This window comes from Corynebacterium hansenii, assembly GCF_030408795.1.
In the GTDB taxonomy this organism is placed as follows: Bacteria; Actinomycetota; Actinomycetes; order Mycobacteriales; family Mycobacteriaceae; genus Corynebacterium; species Corynebacterium hansenii.
Genome location: NZ_CP047211.1, coordinates 2,995,097 through 3,014,048 on the forward strand (window position 1 = coordinate 2,995,097; position 18,952 = coordinate 3,014,048).

Annotated in this window: 16 protein-coding genes; 5 read left to right on the forward strand and 11 right to left on the reverse strand. The window is 72.1% G+C overall.

Annotation, left to right across the window (positions count from 1 at the left end; translation table 11 throughout):
* Position 1: 1 nt before the first annotated feature.
* The gene (locus CHAN_RS13240; RefSeq protein ID WP_290290475.1) at positions 2-652 is read right to left on the reverse strand and encodes a LysE family translocator; all 651 of its coding nucleotides are present in this window, start codon (positions 650-652) and stop codon (positions 2-4) included.
* A 123-nt stretch (positions 653-775) separates the two neighbouring features.
* Between CHAN_RS13240 and CHAN_RS13245 the strand changes: the two genes are divergently transcribed.
* Entirely contained in the window at positions 776-1,870 is a 1,095-nt protein-coding gene (locus CHAN_RS13245) for a septum formation family protein (protein WP_290290477.1), read from the forward strand.
* A 5-nt stretch (positions 1,871-1,875) separates the two neighbouring features.
* On the forward strand, positions 1,876-2,220 hold the full coding sequence (locus CHAN_RS13250) for a metallopeptidase family protein (protein WP_048739561.1): 345 nt from the start codon (positions 1,876-1,878) through the stop codon (positions 2,218-2,220).
* Positions 2,221-2,416: 196 nt separating this feature from the next.
* Here the strand turns inward: CHAN_RS13250 and CHAN_RS13255 are convergent, their stop codons facing one another.
* Together CHAN_RS13255 and pheA are read right to left on the reverse strand one after the other, a co-directional pair.
* On the reverse strand, positions 2,417-3,328 hold the full coding sequence (locus CHAN_RS13255) for a histidine phosphatase family protein (protein ID WP_290290481.1): 912 nt from the start codon (positions 3,326-3,328) through the stop codon (positions 2,417-2,419).
* Positions 3,325-4,260, reverse strand: a complete 936-nt coding sequence (pheA, locus tag CHAN_RS13260) for a prephenate dehydratase (protein WP_290290483.1) — start codon at positions 4,258-4,260, stop codon at positions 3,325-3,327. The genes CHAN_RS13255 and pheA overlap by 4 nt, the downstream gene beginning before the upstream one ends.
* Positions 4,261-4,296: 36 nt before the next feature.
* On the opposite strand from pheA, the gene CHAN_RS13265 reads away from it, so the two are divergent.
* Both CHAN_RS13265 and CHAN_RS13270 read left to right on the forward strand, forming a co-directional pair.
* Complete coding sequence (locus tag CHAN_RS13265; protein WP_290290485.1) at positions 4,297-5,802, forward strand: amidase family protein; 1,506 nt, start codon at positions 4,297-4,299, stop codon at positions 5,800-5,802.
* Positions 5,799-6,602, forward strand: a complete 804-nt coding sequence (locus tag CHAN_RS13270; protein WP_290290487.1) for a CPBP family intramembrane glutamic endopeptidase — start codon at positions 5,799-5,801, stop codon at positions 6,600-6,602. The genes CHAN_RS13265 and CHAN_RS13270 overlap by 4 nt, the downstream gene beginning before the upstream one ends.
* 155 nt (positions 6,603-6,757) lie before the next feature.
* Here the strand turns inward: CHAN_RS13270 and CHAN_RS13275 are convergent, their stop codons facing one another.
* The 3 genes from CHAN_RS13275 to CHAN_RS13285 all read right to left on the reverse strand — a co-directional run bounded on the left by CHAN_RS13275 (position 6,758) and on the right by CHAN_RS13285 (position 10,011).
* Positions 6,758-7,366 carry a M23 family metallopeptidase gene (locus CHAN_RS13275; RefSeq protein WP_048739553.1) on the reverse strand — a complete coding sequence of 203 codons (609 nt, stop codon included), beginning with the start codon at positions 7,364-7,366 and terminating at the stop codon, positions 6,758-6,760.
* A 308-nt stretch (positions 7,367-7,674) separates the two neighbouring features.
* Complete coding sequence (locus CHAN_RS13280) at positions 7,675-9,117, reverse strand: polysaccharide pyruvyl transferase family protein (RefSeq protein WP_290290490.1); 1,443 nt, start codon at positions 9,115-9,117, stop codon at positions 7,675-7,677.
* Between the two features lie 66 nt (positions 9,118-9,183).
* Positions 9,184-10,011: a fructosamine kinase family protein gene (locus CHAN_RS13285; protein ID WP_290290492.1), complete on the reverse strand. Its 828-nt coding sequence runs from the start codon at positions 10,009-10,011 to the stop codon at positions 9,184-9,186.
* A gap of 126 nt (positions 10,012-10,137) precedes the next feature.
* On the opposite strand from CHAN_RS13285, the gene CHAN_RS13290 reads away from it, so the two are divergent.
* Positions 10,138-11,838 (forward strand): LCP family protein, encoded by a 1,701-nt coding sequence (locus CHAN_RS13290; RefSeq protein WP_290290494.1) that lies wholly within the window; start codon positions 10,138-10,140, stop codon positions 11,836-11,838.
* A gap of 141 nt (positions 11,839-11,979) precedes the next feature.
* Here CHAN_RS13290 and CHAN_RS13295 read toward each other — a convergent pair whose 3' ends face one another.
* From CHAN_RS13295 to CHAN_RS13315, 5 genes are all read right to left on the reverse strand, one after another.
* Positions 11,980-12,909, reverse strand: a complete 930-nt coding sequence (locus tag CHAN_RS13295; RefSeq protein WP_290290496.1) for a DUF5926 family protein — start codon at positions 12,907-12,909, stop codon at positions 11,980-11,982.
* Positions 12,910-13,010: 101 nt separating this feature from the next.
* Positions 13,011-14,015 carry a glycerophosphodiester phosphodiesterase gene (locus CHAN_RS13300; protein ID WP_290290498.1) on the reverse strand — a complete coding sequence of 335 codons (1,005 nt, stop codon included), beginning with the start codon at positions 14,013-14,015 and terminating at the stop codon, positions 13,011-13,013.
* Positions 14,015-15,019: a hypothetical protein gene (locus tag CHAN_RS13305; protein WP_290290499.1), complete on the reverse strand. Its 1,005-nt coding sequence runs from the start codon at positions 15,017-15,019 to the stop codon at positions 14,015-14,017. The genes CHAN_RS13300 and CHAN_RS13305 overlap by 1 nt, the downstream gene beginning before the upstream one ends.
* A complete protein-coding gene (locus CHAN_RS13310; protein WP_290290501.1) occupies positions 15,016-17,004 on the reverse strand; it encodes a pyruvate kinase in 1,989 nt (662 codons plus the stop codon). Before CHAN_RS13310 ends, CHAN_RS13305 begins: the two co-directional genes overlap by 4 nt.
* A 325-nt stretch (positions 17,005-17,329) precedes the next feature.
* Positions 17,330-18,949 (reverse strand): monocarboxylic acid transporter, encoded by a 1,620-nt coding sequence (locus CHAN_RS13315; RefSeq protein WP_290290503.1) that lies wholly within the window; start codon positions 18,947-18,949, stop codon positions 17,330-17,332.
* Between the last annotated feature and the right edge of the window lie 3 nt (positions 18,950-18,952).

Sequence of the window (18,952 nt, forward strand, 5' to 3'; positions counted from 1 at the left end):
ATCACGTGAGCGTCGTCAAGCCCTGCCACAGGAAAGAAACACCCAACGCCCCGAAGACGACGCCCGCCACCAGGTCGATCCACGGCCCCGCCGACACCAGCCGCCGCACCACCGGCTCCGTGGACACCGTCACCGCGATGAAGCCGAACCACAGCACCGACGTCGCCAGCAGCGCCGCAACGTACACCGCCTGCACCCACCAGGGCGCGCCGACCGGCATGAACTGCGACAACACCGCCGCGAAGAAAAGCACGACCTTCGGGTTGGACAGGTTCGTCAGCAGCCCCTGCCGGTACGCCCCGCCCACCGTGCCCAGCGCGCCCGCGCCCACCGCCGGGGCGCCGCCCGCGCGCAGCTCCCGGATCCCGCGGACCGCGCCCGCCAGCATCCGCGCGCCCATGTACGCCAGATAACCGCCGCCGAGCAACTGGATCGCGCCCATCAGCGCCGGGTGCGACGACAGCACCGCCGCCACGCCCACCACCGTCAACGTCACCCACGCCGTCAACCCCGTCACGATCCCCGCCACCGCCGCCAGCGCATGCTTCCGCGACCGCGTGGCCATCCGCAGGATCAACAGGACATCCGGGCCGGGGGACGTCATCCCGACGACGTGGATGCCCAGCATCGCCGTGAAAGCCGCCCAGTTCATCGGGCACCGAACCCCGGCGCCACCCCGGAAATGGGGGTCGGGCGGGACGAAAGCAGCGAAATGCGCATGGCGGGGATCATAGCCGCGCCTGCCCCGGTGGCCGGGTGATGCACAATGGAAGAGATGGCTGAGCGACGGATCAAAAACGGCATGCGCGACGGATGGGGCCTCCGGGTGGCCGCCGCCGCGATGCTCGTCGGCGCCGGACTGACCGCCTGGTGGCAGGGCGCCCCGGACATCACCGGCCCCGACGTGATGAAACCGACCCGGCAGACGAAGGTCAAGGACGTCGACGCCGCGGCGTTCACCAACGCCCAAGTCGGCGACTGCCTCACCTGGGACATCGCCGACGACGGATCCGTGAGCAACTTCGTCGTCGTCGGCTGCGACGAACAGCACCGCTACGAAGTCGCCGACCGCGTCGACCTGCGCAACGTCGACCCCTCCATCGGCCAATTCGGCGACGACTCCCCCGAACCCGACCAGGACACCCTGCTGCAGCTGCGCGACTCCGTGTGCCGCGAGCCCGTGCAGAAATACGTCAACGGCAAACTCGACCCCAAGGGCCGGTTCGTGCCGTCGCCGATCCTGCCGCCCAGCAAATCGTGGGCCGACGGCGACCGCACCATGCTCTGCGGCCTGCAGCCCACCGCCGCCGGCGGCGCTCCCGCCCAGGTCAAGGGCCGCGTCGCCGACCTGGACCAGGCCACCCTCGTGGAGGCCGGCCAATGCGTCGCGCTGGACGAATCCGGCGGCCTGCAGCCCATCGACTGCGGGGAGCCGCACCTGCTCGAGGCGGTCGGCAAGGTCGACCTGCGCGAGAAGTTCCCCGATCGCACGCCCACGCCCGATGAGCAGAACGAGCACCTCAGCCAGGCGTGCGTCGCCGCCGCCGAGGAATACCTGGGCGGCGAGGAAAACCTGTACCAGTCGACGCTGCTGCCGTTCTGGATGAGCATCGCACCCGAGTCCTACGACGCCGGCACCCATTCCGTGAACTGCTGGCTGATGAAGGACAACGGCTTCGGCGGCTTCTCGTCGCTGGCGGGGTCCGCGAAGGGCGAGTTCACCATCAACGGCGAGCCGAAGGTGGATCCGCCGCCGCGCAACCCGCTGCGGGAGGGCGGCTCGCCGCAGCCGACTGCCCCGGGTGCCGGCGCCCCGACGGGCACCGTGGGCGGCGGCGGTGCCGCGGGTGGCGGCGCGGCGGGCAACTGAGGCGCATGATCGACGTTTCGGAGGAGCGCTTCGACGAGCTCGTCGACGAGGCCATCGACCTGATCCCCGACGAATTCCTGGACATGATGGAAAACGTGGTGATCCTCGTCGCCCCGCGGAACCCCGATACCCCCGACTTGCTGGGGCTTTACGAGGGCGTTCCCCTGACCGAGCGGACCGCCGACCATTGGGGGCCGCCGGATTGCATCCACATCTACCGTGAGGCGCTGTGCGATTACTGCGCGTCGGAGGAGGTGCTGGTGGAGCAGATCCGGGTGACGGTCCTCCACGAGGTGGGGCACTTTTTCGGCATGGACGAGGACGACTTGGATCGGCTCGGCTACGCCTAGCACCCCGCCCCCTCCTCGCCCCCGCCCCCGCCCTAATCCCCGGACCTTCGTCGCCCCCGCCCCTTCGACCCAGATGCGCCCGTTACATGCAGATGCGCCAGTTGCAACGGGCGTATCTGCCTGGAACTGGCGCATCTGCGGTCGTGTGGTGGAGTGGCGGAGAGTGGTGGTGAAGGGAGGGGTTCAGCGGCGGGGGTCAGCGGGCCTCCGGCTCGTTGCTCAGCTCACCCCACCGCGCCAGCTTCCACGACCCGGCCTTGTCGCCATCGCCGGCATCGACATCGCGCACCAGCTCCACGCGCGCCGCATTGGGCAGCGGGTTCTCGAAGATGAACTTGCCGTCGATGCCCGCCAGATGCTGCGCGATCAGCCGAATCGCCGCACCATGGCTGACCACCGCGATGTTGCGGCCCGCCCCCGCCGCCGCGTCGCCCACGGAACCGGCACCACTGGCAGCATCGCCCACGGCACCCGCACCCGCGGCCCCTGCCGCATGGTCGGCGGCTCCGGAGTGGGACGCCGGGCCGTCGCCAAGCGAAACACCGGGCGCACCACCCGACGCCGCGAGGCCCGACGCCGCGGGATCCTCGCCGACGAGCTTCCGCAGCACCGGCAGATACCGCGCGAGCACGTCATCGGCCGACTCGCCACCGGGGACCTTCGCGGCGAAATCGCCGTGGAGCCAGCCGTGGAAAATCTCCATGAAGCGGCGGTGGGCCTCGTAGTCGCTGCGGCCCTCGATGTCGCCGGCCTGGACCTCGTGCAGGCCGGCCTCGTGACGCAGCCGCACGCCCGGCCCCGCCAGCAGGTGCAGGCCGGCCACGGCGCCCGCCCCGGTCTGCCGCGCCCGCAGCGCATGCGACGTGACCACCTCATGCAGCCGGTCCCACGACGGCAGCAGCACCCGGCCGAGCCGCCGCGCCTGGATGATGCCCTGGTCGGTCAGCGGCGCCCCCGGCAGGGCGGTGTCCAGGATCCGCGCGATGTTCGCGTGGGTCTGGCCGTGGCGGATGAGAATCAACCGATCCTCGCCGCGGTGCGCCTGGCCGACCGACTCCTCCAGGGAGTGGTCCTCGCCGGCGGCGAAGTTGCCGTCGAACTTGGTCATCGTCGCTTCCCTTCCTTCAGTTCGGCCACCCAATTCAGCGAGTCCTCGACGTCGGGCGGCCCGGCGTCGATGTTCGCCGATCCCTGCGCCGCGGGCCACGACCCGAGGAACCGCAGGTCGGCGGCCCGCCGGTGCAGCGCCGCCAGAGCCGACGCGACGGTGGGGTCGTCGATGTGGCCGGCGACGTCGATGTGGAAACGGTACGCGCCCATCGACTCGCGCGTCGGCCTCGATTCGATGCGGGTGAGGTTGATGTCGCGGACGGCGAATTCGTTCATGGAGCGCATCAGCGTGCCGGGCTCGTTGCGCAGGGTGAACGACACGCTGGTGCGGTCGACGCCGGTGCGGGCGGTGGGCACGCCGGGCCGTCCGACCAGCACGAATCGGGTGCGGGCGCCGCGGACGTCGGCGACGCCCTCGGCGATGGCCTCGAGTTCGAGCAGTTCCCCGGCGCGCGCGGGTGCGGCGCAGGCGTCGTGGACCCCGTCGGCGACCAGGTGCGCCGCGGCTGCGTTCGACGTCGCCGAGTGGAAGTCGGCGTCGGGCAGGTTCGCATCGACCCACTGCTTGACCTGCGGGTATGCGACGGGGTGGGTGGTGAACGTCCGCACCGCCGCGGGGTCCGTCCCCGGCCGCACGAAGATGGAGAACTCCACCCCGATCTCCGTTTCGCGGTAGATCTGCAGTTCGGGCCCCATGGTCAGGGCGTCGAACGTGGGCGTCACCGGCCCGTCGACGCTGTTTTCGATGGCCACGCACGCGAAGTCGGCCTCTCCCCTGCGCACGGCGGCCAGCGCCGCGCCGGGGCTGTCGACGGGCACTGAGTCGACGGAATCGGGTCCGGCGGGGTCGATTTCGCCGCGGCGCGCCATCGTCAGCAGGGCCGCCTCGGTGAATGTCCCGGCGGGGCCGAGATAGGTCACGGTGGTCATGCCCACCAGCCTAAGTCGCCCGTTAGACTTTCGCCCATGACCCGCGATCCCGACTTTTCCGGCGCCGGCGGCATCGTCGCCGCCGTGGAGTCGGGTGAGGCGTCGGCCGCCGAGATCGCGGCGGCGGCGGTGCGGGCCCTCGACGGCCGGCCGGAGGAGACGGGAGTGGCCACGTTGACGCCGGAGCTCGCGTCGGCCACGGCGGAGGCGGTGGATCGCGCGGTGCGCCGCACGCGGGCCGGCGGTCCCCTTGCGGAGGGGCGCGCTCCCGGCCCCTTTTTGCTTGACGACGCCCACGCGCACCCCGTCACCGCACAACCCGCCTCAGCTCGGCCCGCCGCCGCCCACGTCTTCTCCCGCTCCTTGACCGGACTGCCGGTGGCGGTGAAGGACCTGTACACGATCGACGGCGTGACCTGCACGTTCGGTTCGTCGCGACTGTCCCGCACGGCCGATCACACGTCGGACCCGGTGGCGCGCCTGCTGGCCCGCGGGGCGACGATCCCGGCGACGACGGCGACCTCCGAGATGGGCGCGACGGCCTACACCGAGCCGACCGATCTGCCCGCGCCGGATAATCCGCTGCTGCCGGGGCGCACGCCGGGCGGGTCGTCGGGCGGGTCGGCGGTCGCGGTGGCGTCGGGGGCGGTGGCCGCGGCGCTGGGGTCCGATGGCGGCGGTTCCATCCGCGTGCCCGCCGCCGCGTGCGGGTTGGTCGGCCTGAAGCCGGCCCATGACATCCGGGGCGGCCGCTTGGCCACGCCGGGTTTTCTCACGCGTTCGCTCGACGACGCCCGCCTCCTCGCCGATTTGCCCCCGCGCGACTGGGTTCCGCACGACCGGGCCCGGCCCACCCAGCTTTTTCGCACCAAACCTCCGCACGACCGGCCCCTGCGCATCGGCGTGACGGTCCGCCCGTTCCACGCCGACGTCGAGGTCGCCGCCCATTGGCGCGATGCCGCCCTCGCCGCGGCGGATCGCCTGTCCGACGCCGGCCACGACGTCGTGGAGGTGCTGCCGCCGTACCCGCCGGAGGGGCCGGACATCTTCCACACGTTCACCGAGGTCATGGCCTACTTCGCCTCGCGACTGCCCGACGGCGACTTCTCTCCCATGGTCCGCTGGGTCCGCGAGCGCGGCGCGGAGGTCTCCGACGGCGCCGCCGCCGGGCACCAACGCACGCGACTGGAACTGGGCGACGCCATCCGCGCCCGCTGGGACGTCGACGCCGTGATCACCCCGACCCTGGCCTTCGACCCGCCGCCCATCGGGCATTTCGCGGCGATGGCGCCGCAGGACAATTTCCTCGCGCAGACGGAATGGACGCCGTGGCTGTCGCTGTGGAATCTCACGGGCTGGGCGGGCCTGTCGCTGCCGTTCGGCGGGGCGGGCGCATCGGTGCACGTGGGCGCGGTGCGATGCGGCGAAGCCACGCTGCTCGACATCGCCGCCGACCTGGTCGACCCCGCGGCCGATCTTCACGCCGCCGAGCGCCGCGCGGGACTCCTGCGCAACTGCGACGTCCCGGGCGGACGGCGATGACGGCGTCGTCGCCAAGCAACGTCCGGCCCCCGGCCCCCGGCCCGCGGCGCATCAAGGCGGAAATCCTGGTGGTGCTGGCGGTGACGTTCGGCACGTCGGCGCTCAATGCGATCGTGCGGCTCATCGGCGCGCTGGCCGAGGGCTCGCTGCGCGACCAGCCGGTGTCCCTCAACGATGCACTGGCCGACGACCCGTGGCTCAACGGCGCCCTACAGCTGATCCGCATCGCCGGGCTGCTCGCGTGGGGTGCCCTCGCCTGGTACCTCCTGCGCGCCGACGGCATCCGCGGCATGCCCGGCCGCATGCGCGCGGGCGATTGGGCGTGGGGCGCGGGCCTGGCGGCGCTGATCGGCGTGCCCGGCCTCGGGTTATACGTCATCGGCCTCGTCGCGGGGCTCGGCCGGCCGGTGGATCCGGCGGCGATGGGCGTCACGGCCCTCACCGTCGCGCCTCTGCTCGGCTGGGCGGCGGCGAACGCGGTGGCCGAGGAGCTGGTCGTCGTCGGCTGGCTGGTCACGCGCCTGCGGCAGCTGTGGGGCGGGGCCGCGCTTGACGACGCCCACCTCACGCGGCGCACCGTCGCCGCCATCATCGCCGCATCGTCGCTGCTGCGCGGCGCCTATCACCTGTACCAGGGCGTGGGCGCGGGGTTCGGCAACATCGCGATGGGCGTCATCTTCGCCGCGTGGTACCTGCGCACCGGGCGGGTGTGGCCGCTGGTCATCGCGCATTTCCTCATCGACGCCGTCGCCTTCGTCGGCTACCCGTTGGCCGCGCCGTGGCTGGAGTCGCTGGCCTGATCGCGTCGCCGGTTCGATCGGGGTCCGGGCACGCGAAAACCCGGCCCCATCACGACGGGGGCCGGGTCGGTTGTGCGTCTATCGCGTACGGGATCCGGTGGGTTCCGCGGGTTCCGGACAAACCCGCGGGCCAACGAATGCCCGGGAAGGTGATCCTAGAAGTGGATGCCGTGCTTGGCGAACCACGGCTCCGGGTCCACCGGGGTGGAGCCGTCGGGGTGGATCTCGAAGTGCAGGTGCGAGCCGGTGGAGTGGCCGCGGTTGCCCATGCCGGCGATGTACTGGCCGGCGGAGACCGCCTCGCCGACGGTGACCGCGAGGGTCTCCATGTGGCCGTACACGGACACGGAGCCGTCGTTGTGGCGGATGCGGATCCAGTTGCCGTAGCCGGAGGCCGGGCCGGAGTCGATGACGGTGCCCGCCATGACGGCGTGGATCGGGGTGCCCACGGAGTTGGCGATGTCGATGCCGTTGTGCATCGTGCCCCAGCGCGGGCCGTAGCCGGAGGTCTTGGTGCCGTCGGCCGGGCGGAAGACCCGGTCCACGACGGCGGCCGCGGAGCCCTGGCCGGCGTTGCCCGGCAGGGCGCCCTCGATGGCGTCCTGGATCATGGACGGCATCCCCGGCAGCGGGGCGGCGTTGGCCGCGGAAGCGTTGGCGGCGCCGCCGGCGGTGGCGATGCCGGCGAAGGCGGCGACCATCGCGACGTTGCGCTTGGTGATCTTCAGGGGGCTGCTCTTGCGGTGACGTCCGGTGTAACCCATGTGGCGGCTTTCTGATTCGAAGACTGGATTTCGTGATGGGCGGTTCGTAATCGCCCCGTTATTAAGTCGTGACCAGACTATGGAGGACCGCAGACGTTGTCCAACTTTTGGCCGAACTGGTGAAATCCCATCACCCCCGCCTAAATTCGTTCGCCGCAAAAGGCAACTGCGACAGGCGAAAACGCGGTTTCGTGACCACTCGGTGACATCCCCCCGAGGGGATGGGCGTTCCGCCGGGACTTTTTATAACGGCACGATAACGAAACGGAGACGCACGAAACCCGCATCTGCCACATTCGCCACGGGCGTCACAGGCGCCTCATGAGCCCCAAAATCCCGAGTCCGGCGCGCCGCCCCTTCACCGCCGCCGTGGTCAATCCCTCCACCACGGCGCTGACGGGATACGCCTCCTCGACGGTCTCCGCCTTCGCCTCGCGGTTGCGCTCCACCAACTCCGGGGAAATGCCCGGGCCGGGTTCGGCGCCGGCGACGTCGTCAAGCGAAACGACCGGCCAACCGCTGCCCGCGGCCGCCACCGACGCGTGCTTGACGGAGTAATAGCCTCGCACGTGCACGTCGAGCGCGACGCCCGACGCCCCGCGCGCGGCCGCGATGAGATGCGGGTGGAAGCGCGTGGTCAGCCACCGCTGCCCGGCGCGCGCGGGCAGGCCGCGATCCCACAGCTCGGCGAAACGCACGAACAGCGCCCCCTCCGCCAGATCCGGTGCGCGGCGCGCGACCTCCCGCCACACGTGCGCATCGGCGCCCGGGATCGCCTCGATCACCGCCAGGTCCCGCCCCGCCACCGGCCGACCATCGACGTCCCAGCCGCGCAGCGCGGCGATGACGGCATCGGCCAGCGCGCCGACGGGATCCTCCTCGCCGGCCAGCAGATCGCCCTGCAGGCACAGCACGATGGGCCGGGACACCACGTCGGCGCCCGGGCCGTCGTCCTCCGCGAGCTCGATGCCCAGGACGCGGCCGTCGCCGATGCCCGGGAGAGCGTCAAGCGCGTCGAGGCCGGCGGAGTGGCCGAGACCGTCCCCAAGTCCGTTGTCCTCCAGATCCCCCGAACCGAGCACCGTCCACGCATCATCGCCGGTGCAGGTGACGCGCGTGGCCCCGTCGCCGCCGAGCGCGGCGCGCGCAATGTATAAGGAATCGGCGTCGCGCACGTCGATCAAGTCGAAACGGGGCCAGATGCGGTGCATGGTCTCGTCGTGAAGCCCCGCCGGGACCAACCCCATGCCCGTGGCCAGCAGCCGCACCGCGCCCCGGTCGCCCTCCGCCGCCCGGGACCGCTCGGCCACCGCCGACGCCGCCGCGAGGACCACCGACTTGTCGGGCCATATGTCGTTGACCCACCCGCCGCCGAGGGCGTGGATCGTCGACGCGGAATACAGCAGGTCCAGGCCCGGTTCGAGGCGCGGGGCGACGTCGTCGAGCACATCCGGGTCCACCGCCGCCACCTCCGCCCGGCGCGCGGCCTCGAGCCAATGGCCACCGTCGTCGGGGATGCCGGCGCGGGCGGCCTCCGCCAGGCGGAACAGCGTGTCCGTCGCCGTCAGATTCGGGTGCAGGCCCGCGTGCAGAACGCCGACCATCCCCGGATGCGGGCAATCCAGCACCACCCGCGCACGCGGCCGGCGGCGCGCAAGGGTGCGCAGCCAGGCGGCGGCGATGTACTCGTCGCCGAAATTCGGGTGCCCCGTCGGCGCGACGAGGTAAATGACGTCGTCGTGGGCGCTCATGCCCCAACGCTACGTGGATGGGGCGGGCGCGGTCGGCCGATCCGCGGCCGCTGCTCCGCCGCCCCGCTACGCGTACCGCTTCGCCATCTCCAGCGCCTGCCCCGCGTATCCGCCGCCGAAGAGCACCGCGTGCATGAGCACCGCGTACAGCCGGTGCAGCGGCGCCCTCGACTCGCGCCCGGGCAGCGGGTGGACGGATTCGTAGCCGAGGATGATCTCGTCGAGGTGGGGCACGCCGAACATCCCGAGCATCGCCAGGTCCTCTTCGCGGTGCCCGCCGTGGGCGGCCGGGTCGATGAGCACCGCGCCGTCCGCGTCCCACATCAGGTTTCCCCACCACAGGTCGCCGTGGACGCGGGCGGGGGCTTCGCCGTCGTCGAACTCGCCGTCGAGGAGCTTCTCCACCAGCCGTTCGAACACCGCCAGCTCCGACGGCGCGTACGTCCCCGGGCGCCGTCCCAATTCGGCGACGGCGGGGGCGATGCGGTCATGCGCCCAGAACTCCCCGAACCTGGCGCGCGGGGTCAGGCGCATGGTCCGCGGATCGTCCAGGGGCCCGAACCAGCCGTCGCGTTCCCACCCCTCGGGCGCCGCGCCGAATCCGGCGGCCCCGGCGTCGTGGGTGCGGGCCAGCGCCTCGCCGAACCTCCGCGCCTTGCCCGCCGACGCCCGCTCCGCCGCGATTTTCCGCAGCACCAGTTTGTTGCGCCCCACTTCGAGGACGTCGACGACGCGCGCGCCGCCGTCGGCCTCGGGTTCCTTCAACCAGCGCAGGCCGGCGGCTTCCAGGGCGAAGAATCCGGCGGGTGCGCCGGGGCGGGTTTTGACGTGGGTGTCGTCGGGGGCTTTCGCGGCCGGGCGTTCCCACCCGTTGCCGGAGCGTTTCGCGAACATGCCCCCAGAATAATCCCGCCCCAGCCGCCGATCGGGTCTCCGTTCGGCGCGATGGGCCTCCATTCGGCAGGATGCGCCGTCGTCGTCATTAACGCCGATCCCCGGCCTGCCCTATTGTCTTTAGCCATGAACGGAAGCGACCAGCCCCGCGATGACCGCGAGATCGTCCGCGGCCGCGACGGCAAGCCCCTGCGCGACAGGTACGGCCGGCCGATTTACCGGCGGTCGGCGCAGCCCCGCCGCGAGGCGCCGCGGCGCGGGTCCGCGGGTTCAGCTTCGCTTGACGACGCCCGCTCGCCCCGCCCCAGCCGCGCATCCCGGCAGGAGCGCCCGTCGCGTCCGGCGCAGGATCGCCGCGTTTCCCGCGAGGCCGATGAGCGTGGTCGCCGCGGCCGTTCCGACGAGGGGCGGCTGACCCGCGCCGACATGGAGAAGCTGCGGCGGCTGCGCGAGCGCGGCGCCCGCCCCGGTGCGGATCGTTCGGGCGCGGATCGTGGACGCGCCGATCGTTCGGGCGCCGATCGCGGGCAGCGGCCGCGCCGCCCCGGCGCAGGAGCGGCGGGTGCCGCAGGAGCTGCCGGAGCCGCGGGAGCGGGCGCGGCGGGCGCGGCCGGCGCGGCCGCCCGTGGAGCCGGCGCGGCCGGAGCTCGCCCCCGCGCCAACGAAACCCGCGTGTTCCAACGGCCCGACGAGGTCCGCGCCGACCGTCGCGCCTCCGACCGCCGCGGGGACCGCCGTGCCTCCGACCGTCCTCTTTACCGCGGCCAAGACGACCCCCGCTTCCCGCCGCGCGGCTATGACCCCGACCGCGGATACGCCGACGGCGCTCCGGGCGACTACGACGATGGGCGGGACGGCGGGCGTCGCAAAGCACTGCCCTTCGCCGACAAGCTCCGCCGGGGCCGCCGCGACCGCGGCCCCCGCAGGCTCCCCCGCTTCCGCATCAAGGCGTTCCTGCTGGTGCTGCTGCTGGTCATCGGCGGCGGCGCGATGTGGGTCGACTTCAACCTCAACCGCGTCGACGCCTTCGCCTCCGGCACCGACCGCCCCGGCCGATCGATGGCCACCAACTGGCTGCTCGTCGGCTCCGACTCCCGCGCCGGCCTCACCGACGAGGAAGCCGCCAACCTGTCCACCGGCGCCGGCGACTTCGGGCAACGCACCGACACCATCATGATCGCCCACTTCCCCCTGTTCGGGAAGGCGCGGCTGGTGTCCATCCCCCGCGACTCCTACGTCAGCATCCCCGGCCACGGCCAGGACAAGATCAACGCCGCCTACTCCTTCGGCGGCGCCCCGCTGCTCGCCCAAACCGTCGAGCAGAACACCGGCATCCGCATCGACCACTACATGGAGATCGGCTTCGGCGGCTTCGCGTCCATCGTCGACGCGATGGGCGGCATCGAAATGTGCCCCGCCGAGGCGATCCAGGACCCGCTGGCCGGCCTGGACATCCAGGCGGGCTGCCAGAAATTCGACGGCGCCACCGGCCTGGGGTACGTCCGCACCCGCGCCACCGCCATGGGCGACCTCGACCGCGTCGCCCGCCAGCGCGAATTCATGGGCGCGATGATGAAGCGCGTCAAGTCCCCCGCCGTCTGGCTCAACCCCTGGCGCTGGTACCGCCTGGGCTCGACCGGCGCGAAGGCGCTGACCGTCGATTCCGGCGACCACGTGTGGCACCTCGCGTGGCTGATGGTGCGCATGTCCATGGGCTCCGAGTCCGAGACCGTGCCCACCGCCGGGACCATGGACACCGACGGCTCGGGCAACGTCCTGCTGTGGGACGAATCCGCGGCGCCGGCGTTCTTCGACGGGCTGAAGTAGCCGGCGGGGTCCAACCACGCAGATGCGCCAGTTCCAGGCAGATGCGCCCGTTGCAACGGGAGCATCTGCACGGAACTGGCGCATCTGGCGGAGGGGGCCGGCACCACCGCGCCGCGTCCATCTACCGGATGGTCAGTCCACCTACCGGATGGTCACCTGGCGGGACACGATGGTGTCGCGGGACTTCCGCTCGTCGGCGGTCAGCGGCTCATCGGACTTCAGCGCCGCGTCGATTCGCGCCGCGGCGTCGGCGATGACCTCGCCCCACGAGTCGTGGGCGACGGTGTTGTCCAGGTCCCACACCGGCACGAGGACGCCGTCGGTGCGGAACACGCCGGCGAACTTGGTGCCCTCGCCCATGCTCAGGCGGTCGGCGGCGTGGACGCGGGCGAGGGCGTCCAGAAGCGTGCGCTCGTCCTCGAGGCGGATCCAGCGGATGTGGGCGCGCTCGCCCGGGTCGATCCACCAGACGGCGCCGGGCACGTCGAGGTCGAGGCGGCGCGACGGCATGATCGTGTCGTTGGCGGCCGCCAGGTTCTGCTGCACCAGCGGGGTGCGCTCGACGTCGGCGGGGATCCACCATTCGAAGTCCTGGTGGACCTCCAGCTCGTCGAGCTTGACGCCGGTCAGGACGTCGGCGAGCGATCCGCCGTCGGTTCCGTCGACGGCGTTGTCCAGCTGCTCGCCGTCGTCGGCGTTGCGGGCCCATTCGAGGGCGCGCGCGAGGTCGGAGGCGGCGTCGTTGGAGCGCGACTGGGTCTGCATGGCCACGTAGGCGGCGCCGCCCTCGGAGGTCGCGCGGGTCAGTGCGGCGATGCCGCCGGGCAGGACGGTGCACAGGTGGATCGGGCGCTTGGCGCCGGCGACTTCGGCGGGCACGGTGGCCGAGGGGGCGAATTCGCGCAGGGCGACGAGGTCGGCTTCGGCGTCGAGCCCGGCGAAGGGCCGGGGGTTGCCGGCGAGGCGTTCGCGTTCGGCGGCGCGGGCGGCGAGCTTGGCCTGGCGGCGGCTCATCCCCTCGGGCACGTTCACGTCGGCTGCGGCACGGTTCTTACGAGACTTTTTTCCCACGGCCACCAACATACTGGCCGCGGTGCCCGCGGTGGCGTCGCCCGGCCGGTGTCCGCCGGGCCGCCCGCACCCGGAGTTCGGTCGCGGCGCCGGGGTCCGGGTCAGTTGGCGGTCGGCGTCCCGGGCTTTGCGACGGCCCTCGTCACGTCCTCCGGCCGCAGGGATTCGCGGTCGAAGCCGACGGCGTCTTCGGGCCGCAGCCCGGTGTCGCGCTGTCCCAGCGGCAACCCGCCCAGCGGGGTCCCCTGCGCCTCCGCGGTCGCGGCATCCTGGGCGGCGATCGCGTCGGCGGCGAGGTGGGAGCGCCCGGCGCGGGCCTCGCGGGCATCGCGCTCGTTCATCCCGGCCGCCATGGCGGCGGTGGCGGCGGCGTCGAAATGTCCGACCTGCGGCATGGCCTCCAGCGTGCGGCGGGCGCGGGCGGGCCAGTCGGTGGCCAGCCAGTCGATGCCGCGGGCTTTGGCGTAGGTGACGTCGACGTCGGTCTTGGCCAGCCAGCAGTACAGCGGCAGGTTCCAGGACATCATGCCCATCGGGTCGCGGCGGGCGCCGTACATGTCCACGCCCATCGCGGTGGGGCCGCCGAGGTAGCGCTGCATGGCGGTGCGGGCGCCGGGGGTCTTGACCAGCTGGATGCGCTCGAGGTCGGGCAGCATCTCGCCGACGGCGTTGATGGAGCGGGCGGCGAAGCTGATGATCCGCGTCCGCGGGTCCTTGTCCAGCCCGAAGTGGCGCAGCCGCTCGCGCAGCACCCGCTCGGTGCGAAGCCCCGTGGACACGGGGTGCTTGGTCTCGATGAAAAGGCCCAGGCCGGGGTTGGCGACGGCGAACTCGAGGAAGGTGTCGAACTCCAGCACCGGCTGGGGCTTCTCCCAGGTGCCGGCGTTGAGGCGGCGGATCTGCGCCAGCGTCGCCGCACCGACCGCGCCGGAGCCGTCGGTGGTGCGGCCCAGCGTGCGGTCGTGCATGCAGATCAGGTGGCCGTCGGCCGTCAGGCGGATGTCGCACTCGACGCCGTCGGCGCCCTCGGCGACCGCGGCTTCGTAGGCGCCGATGGTGTGCTCGGGGTGGGCGCCGGAGGCTCCGCGGTGGGCGATGATCTCCATCAGGATTTCTCCTCGTACAGGGACGTGATCGAGTCGTCGATGGGCGGGACGACGGTTTTCGGTGCGTTCGGGCGACGTGTCGTGATCAGGCCGCGGGACCAGAACGGCTGCTCGGTCCCATCGGGGTCGTCGATGTCGTCGACGGTGGCCTCCGCACCCGGCACCATGCGGCGCGGGTCCGGCGGCGACAGCGCCCGGGCCAGCGACGCCGCGGTCACCGCCGTCGCCACCGCCGCGATGGTGGCCAGCACGCCGGTGCGGAACACACCGAGCGCCGAGTCGCTCCACACGACCGACACCAGCGCCAGCGGCCACAGGGCGCAAGTGGCGAACCACGCCCACTGGCCGATGCCGCGCACGCCGGTCTCCGCCAGGATGACGACGGGCCCGGCGACGTTGCGCCCCGGCCACAGGTGCATGGCGCCGATGGTCCTGTGGCTGCGGGCCAGCGGCGGCTGCCACCGGCGGGCTCGGTCGGCGAGGGCGCGCAGGGTCGAAATGACGTAGGCGCCCAGCACCGCGCTGGACACCACGGCGAAGAAGTACAGCATCACCGCCAGCGGCCCGAGGAGAAACGACAGCAACGGGCTGCCGCCGGGCGACTGGAAGCTGCCCCACGTCGCGAACGCTCCGAGCCCGAAGAACGCCGCGGTGACGATCGCCCACCGACGGCCGGCCACGGCACGGCGGCACACGACCTCGCGCGGGTCGGGCGGCGGCGGGAGCTGGAACACGGCGAATCCGCTCATCGGGATCGGCGCCGGAACCGGGCCCGGCACCGGGCCCCGCGGGTGGATTTCACCGCTGATGGGTCGCGGGCCCTCGCCGTGGCCGCCCGGCAGATCGTGCACGCCGCCGGTCACGGGGCCGCGGCCGAACGCCGGCGGCGGGGGCGGCGACGGCGGCACGGCCCAATCCCCGGCCCATTCGCCGTCGCCGCGGATCCCCTGCGGCCCCTGCGGACCCGGACCTCCCGCGCCCGGCGCGTGCTGCGGCCCGATCATCGGGCTTCACCGTCCCAGGACCGGATGCGGCGCAGCATGATGCGGTTCTTGCGCTGCGAGCGGCCCAGCTTCTTGGCCAGGTGGTCCAGGACGCCGATGGCGTCGGTGATGTGCGGGCCCTTGTTCAGCATGACGCACTCGGCGCGCAGCGCGAACGCGGCGTCGGTGATCTCCGCGCGGGAGGGCAGGCCGGACTTGGCCAGCGACTCGAGCACCTGGGTGCCCAGGACGGTGGGCACGCGGGCGGCCTGCGCCAGCGCGAGGATCTGGCCGGGGACCTCGCCCATGCGCGGGAAGCCGAGTTCGACGGCCAGGTCGCCGCGGGCGATCATGATGCCCATGTTCGCGTGGCGCATGCCGGCGACGACGATTTCCGGCAGGTTGCGGAACGCCGGGATGGTCTCGATCTTCAGCACGATGCCCAGGTTGCGGGTGCGCTCGGCCAGTTCGTCGTCGCCGGCGGCCTCGTGCTCCGCGGCGATCTTCTCCAGCTCGCCGAGCACGTGAGCCACGTCGTCGGGCGTGCGGATGAAGCTCACGGCCGCCACGTCCCCGTGCTCCGCGATGAAGCGCAGGTGCTCGGCATCTTCCTCGGTCAGCGCGGGCACGGGCAGGTCGGTCGTGGGCAGGTTGATGCCCTTGTGGCCGGCCAGGTTCTGGCCGCCGGGCTTGGCCCGGACCACCTTCAGTCGGGCTTCGTGGTGCTTGGCGACGCCCGCGTCCCCACCGTCGCCCGCGCCCTCGGTGCCGGCCACCTCTTCGACGGAGACGACCTCCGCGGCGATCGAGCCGTCGTCGAAAAGCACGGGCTGCCCGACCTCGAGCGCGGCGACGGCCTCGGGCAGGGTGCACGACAGCCGCGGCACGTCCCCGCCGCATTCGACGGGCACGGACTCGACGGTTTCGGTGGTGATGATCATCTCGTCGCCGACCTCGAACCGCAGCCGCCGCGCGACCGGGGGCACGCCGGTGGCGCGGGTCTTCTCGTAGTCGTGGCGCAGCAGGGTGCCGTCGGCGATGTAGGCGTTGCGGTCGCCCTCGGCGAGCACGCCGCCGTCTTCGACGTGGGTGACGGTGAAGCGGCGCTTGGCCGAGCGGTTGTCGTGCAGCGTGATTTCGCTGCCCACCTGCAGGTTCTCCAGCCAGCCGGCATCGACGGTCAGCGGCAGCGGCGGGCGGCCGGGCAGTCCCTGCGGCACCGGGGCGGGCACTGCGGCGACCGCGCCGTCGCGGGATTCGTCCCGGCGATCCGGTCCGCCGGGGCCGCCGAGGTCCACCACGCGCGGCGTCAGCCACAGCTTCGCGGTGGTCAGCACCGTGCCGGCGTCGTCCCGCGTCGTCCGCGCGCGGCCGACCCTCGGGCCATCCGCCACGGCGCCGGTGCGGATCTTCGGACCCGCCAGATCCATGGACAGCTTGATGTCCCGGCCGACCTGCTCCGCCGCAGCCTTGACGTTGGCGATCATCTTCCGCCACGCGGCCGGCCCGTCGTGGGCGCAGTTGATGCGGGCGACGTCCATGCCCGCCCGGGCGAAACCGAGGACCAGCTCGGCGTCGTCGGCGGCCTCGGACGGCAGCGTCACCATGATGCGCGCCGGAACGCCCTCGCGTTCCAGGCCGAAGAGCCGGTCCGAGTTCGCGTCGAGCGCGAGGTCCGCGGCGTCGTCGAGCTCGATGTACTTGCTCACGTCGGTGTCGACCTCGTCGCCCACGAGCGCCCGCAGCACGGTGCGCGCGATGACCAGGCGCCCGTAAACGCTGGACTCCGCGGTGGTCAGGCTGGTGACGCCCAGGTCGTGCAGGCCGTTCTGCAGTTCGCGGATGTCGATGGTCCGCAGGTGCGCGTACTGCAGCAGATTCTCGGCGCCGGCGCGGTGGTCCGGATGCACGCCCGACAGCATGTCCGCCGCGTCGGCGTTGACGCGGTCGAGCTGCCCGAGGAGGTCATCGAGCTGCTCGATCAGGGGACGGACGTCATGCTGCATGTGTATCGGGTTCTCCTCACCCCGCCTCCGCCACCGCCGCAGGGGTCGCCGGACCCCCAACACCGACGGCCGATCGGCGGACGCGGGGATTCGTCGGGCGATCGGTATGCCCCAATCATGGCCGCGCCGGCGCGAAAGCGACACCCCAAAAGCCATTTCACGCAAGGTTTCACCGAGAATTCACCTTCCCGCCACCGGGCCCCCGCTTTACGACGGAAACCGCGGCGCGGGGGACGTCGCAAAGCCGCCGAGAAACGCCAAACCCGCCGGCCGCCCGCGATGATGCGGGAGCCGGCGGGAAACGGTCGGGACCGTGCGAAACTGCCTAGTGCGAAACGGCCGCCTCGGCGCCGATGCCGGTCATGGAGCGGACCTCCATCTCGGCGCGCTTGCCCGGGAAGTTGTCCGGCTTGCCCACCAGCGTGCCGACGATGCCCAGCAGGAAACCGGCCGGGATCGCGACGAGCGACGGGTTCTCCAGCGGGAACAACGCGAAGTCCGCGCCGGCGATCAGCGACGTCTCCTGGCCCGACACCGCCGGGGAGAAGATGATCAGCACGATCGACGTCAGCAGGCCGCCGTAGATCGAGAACAGCGCGCCCGTGGTGTTGAAGCGGCGCCAGTACAGCGAGTAGATGATCGTCGGCAGGTTCGCCGCCGCCGCGATGCCGAACGCCAGCGCGACCAGGAACGCGATGTTCTGGCCCAGCGCGCCGATGCCCAGGATGATGGCCAGGATGCCGATGACCACCACCGTCGCCCGGGACACGCGGACCTGCTCCTCCTCCGTCGCCTCGCCGTTGCGCATGACGTTGTTGTAGATGTCGTGCGCCACCGACGCCGAGGCGGTGATGGCCAGGCCGGCGACGACCGCGAGGATCGTGGCGAAGGCGATGGCCGAGATGATGGCCATGAAGATCGTGCCGCCGACCTCCGCCGCCAGCAGCAGCACCGCGGAGTTCACGCCGCCCGGCGCCGCCAGGATCTGCTCCGGGCCGACCAGCGCCGCGGCGCCGTAGCCCATGATGACCGTGAGCAGGAAGAACAGCGCCACGATGCCGATGGTCCAGGTGACCGAACGGCGCGCCTCGCGGGCGGTCGGGACGGTGTAGAAGCGCATCAGCACGTGCGGCAGGCCCGCGGTGCCGAACACCAGCGCCAGGCCCAGCGACACGAAGTCCAGCTTCGTCAGGACGTCGCCGCCGTACTTCAGGCCGGGCTTCAGAATCGCCTCGCCCGACGGGTGATTGGCCACCGCCGCGCCCAGGAGATTGTTGAAGCCGCCCTTGAGCGCCCAGAACGTCAGGATCGCGATGATGATCGACCCGCCGACCAGAAGCACGGCCTTGATCATCTGCACGTAGGTCGTGCCCTTCATGCCGCCGACCAGGACGTAGACGATCATCAGCGCGCCGACGACCGCGACGACCGTGTACTGCGCCATGCCGCCGTCGATGCCCAGCAGCAGCGCCACCAGGCCACCGGCGCCGGCCATCTGGGCGATCAGGTAGAACAGCGAAATGGTCAGCGTCGAAATGGCGGCGGCCGTGCGCACCGGCTTCTGGTTCAGGCGGAACGACAGCACGTCGGCCATGGTGAAACGGCCCGTGTTGCGCAGCGGCTCGGCGACGAGCACCAGCGCCACCAGCAGGGCGATGAGGAAGCCGACTGAGTACAGGAACCCGTCGTAGCCCTGCACCGCGATGGCGCCCGTGACGCCCAGGAACGCGGCGGCCGACAGGTAATCGCCGGCGATGGCCAGGCCGTTCTGGGTGCCGCTGAAGGACGCGCCGCCGGTGTAGAAGTCACTGCCCTTCTGCGAGGTCTGGCGGGTCGCCCGGACGACGACCGTCAGCGTGACGACGATGAACGCGATGAAGATGGAGATGTTCAGCAGCGGGTTGCCGGTTTCGACGGCGTCCTGCGCGAGAAATGCGGTGTTCATCGT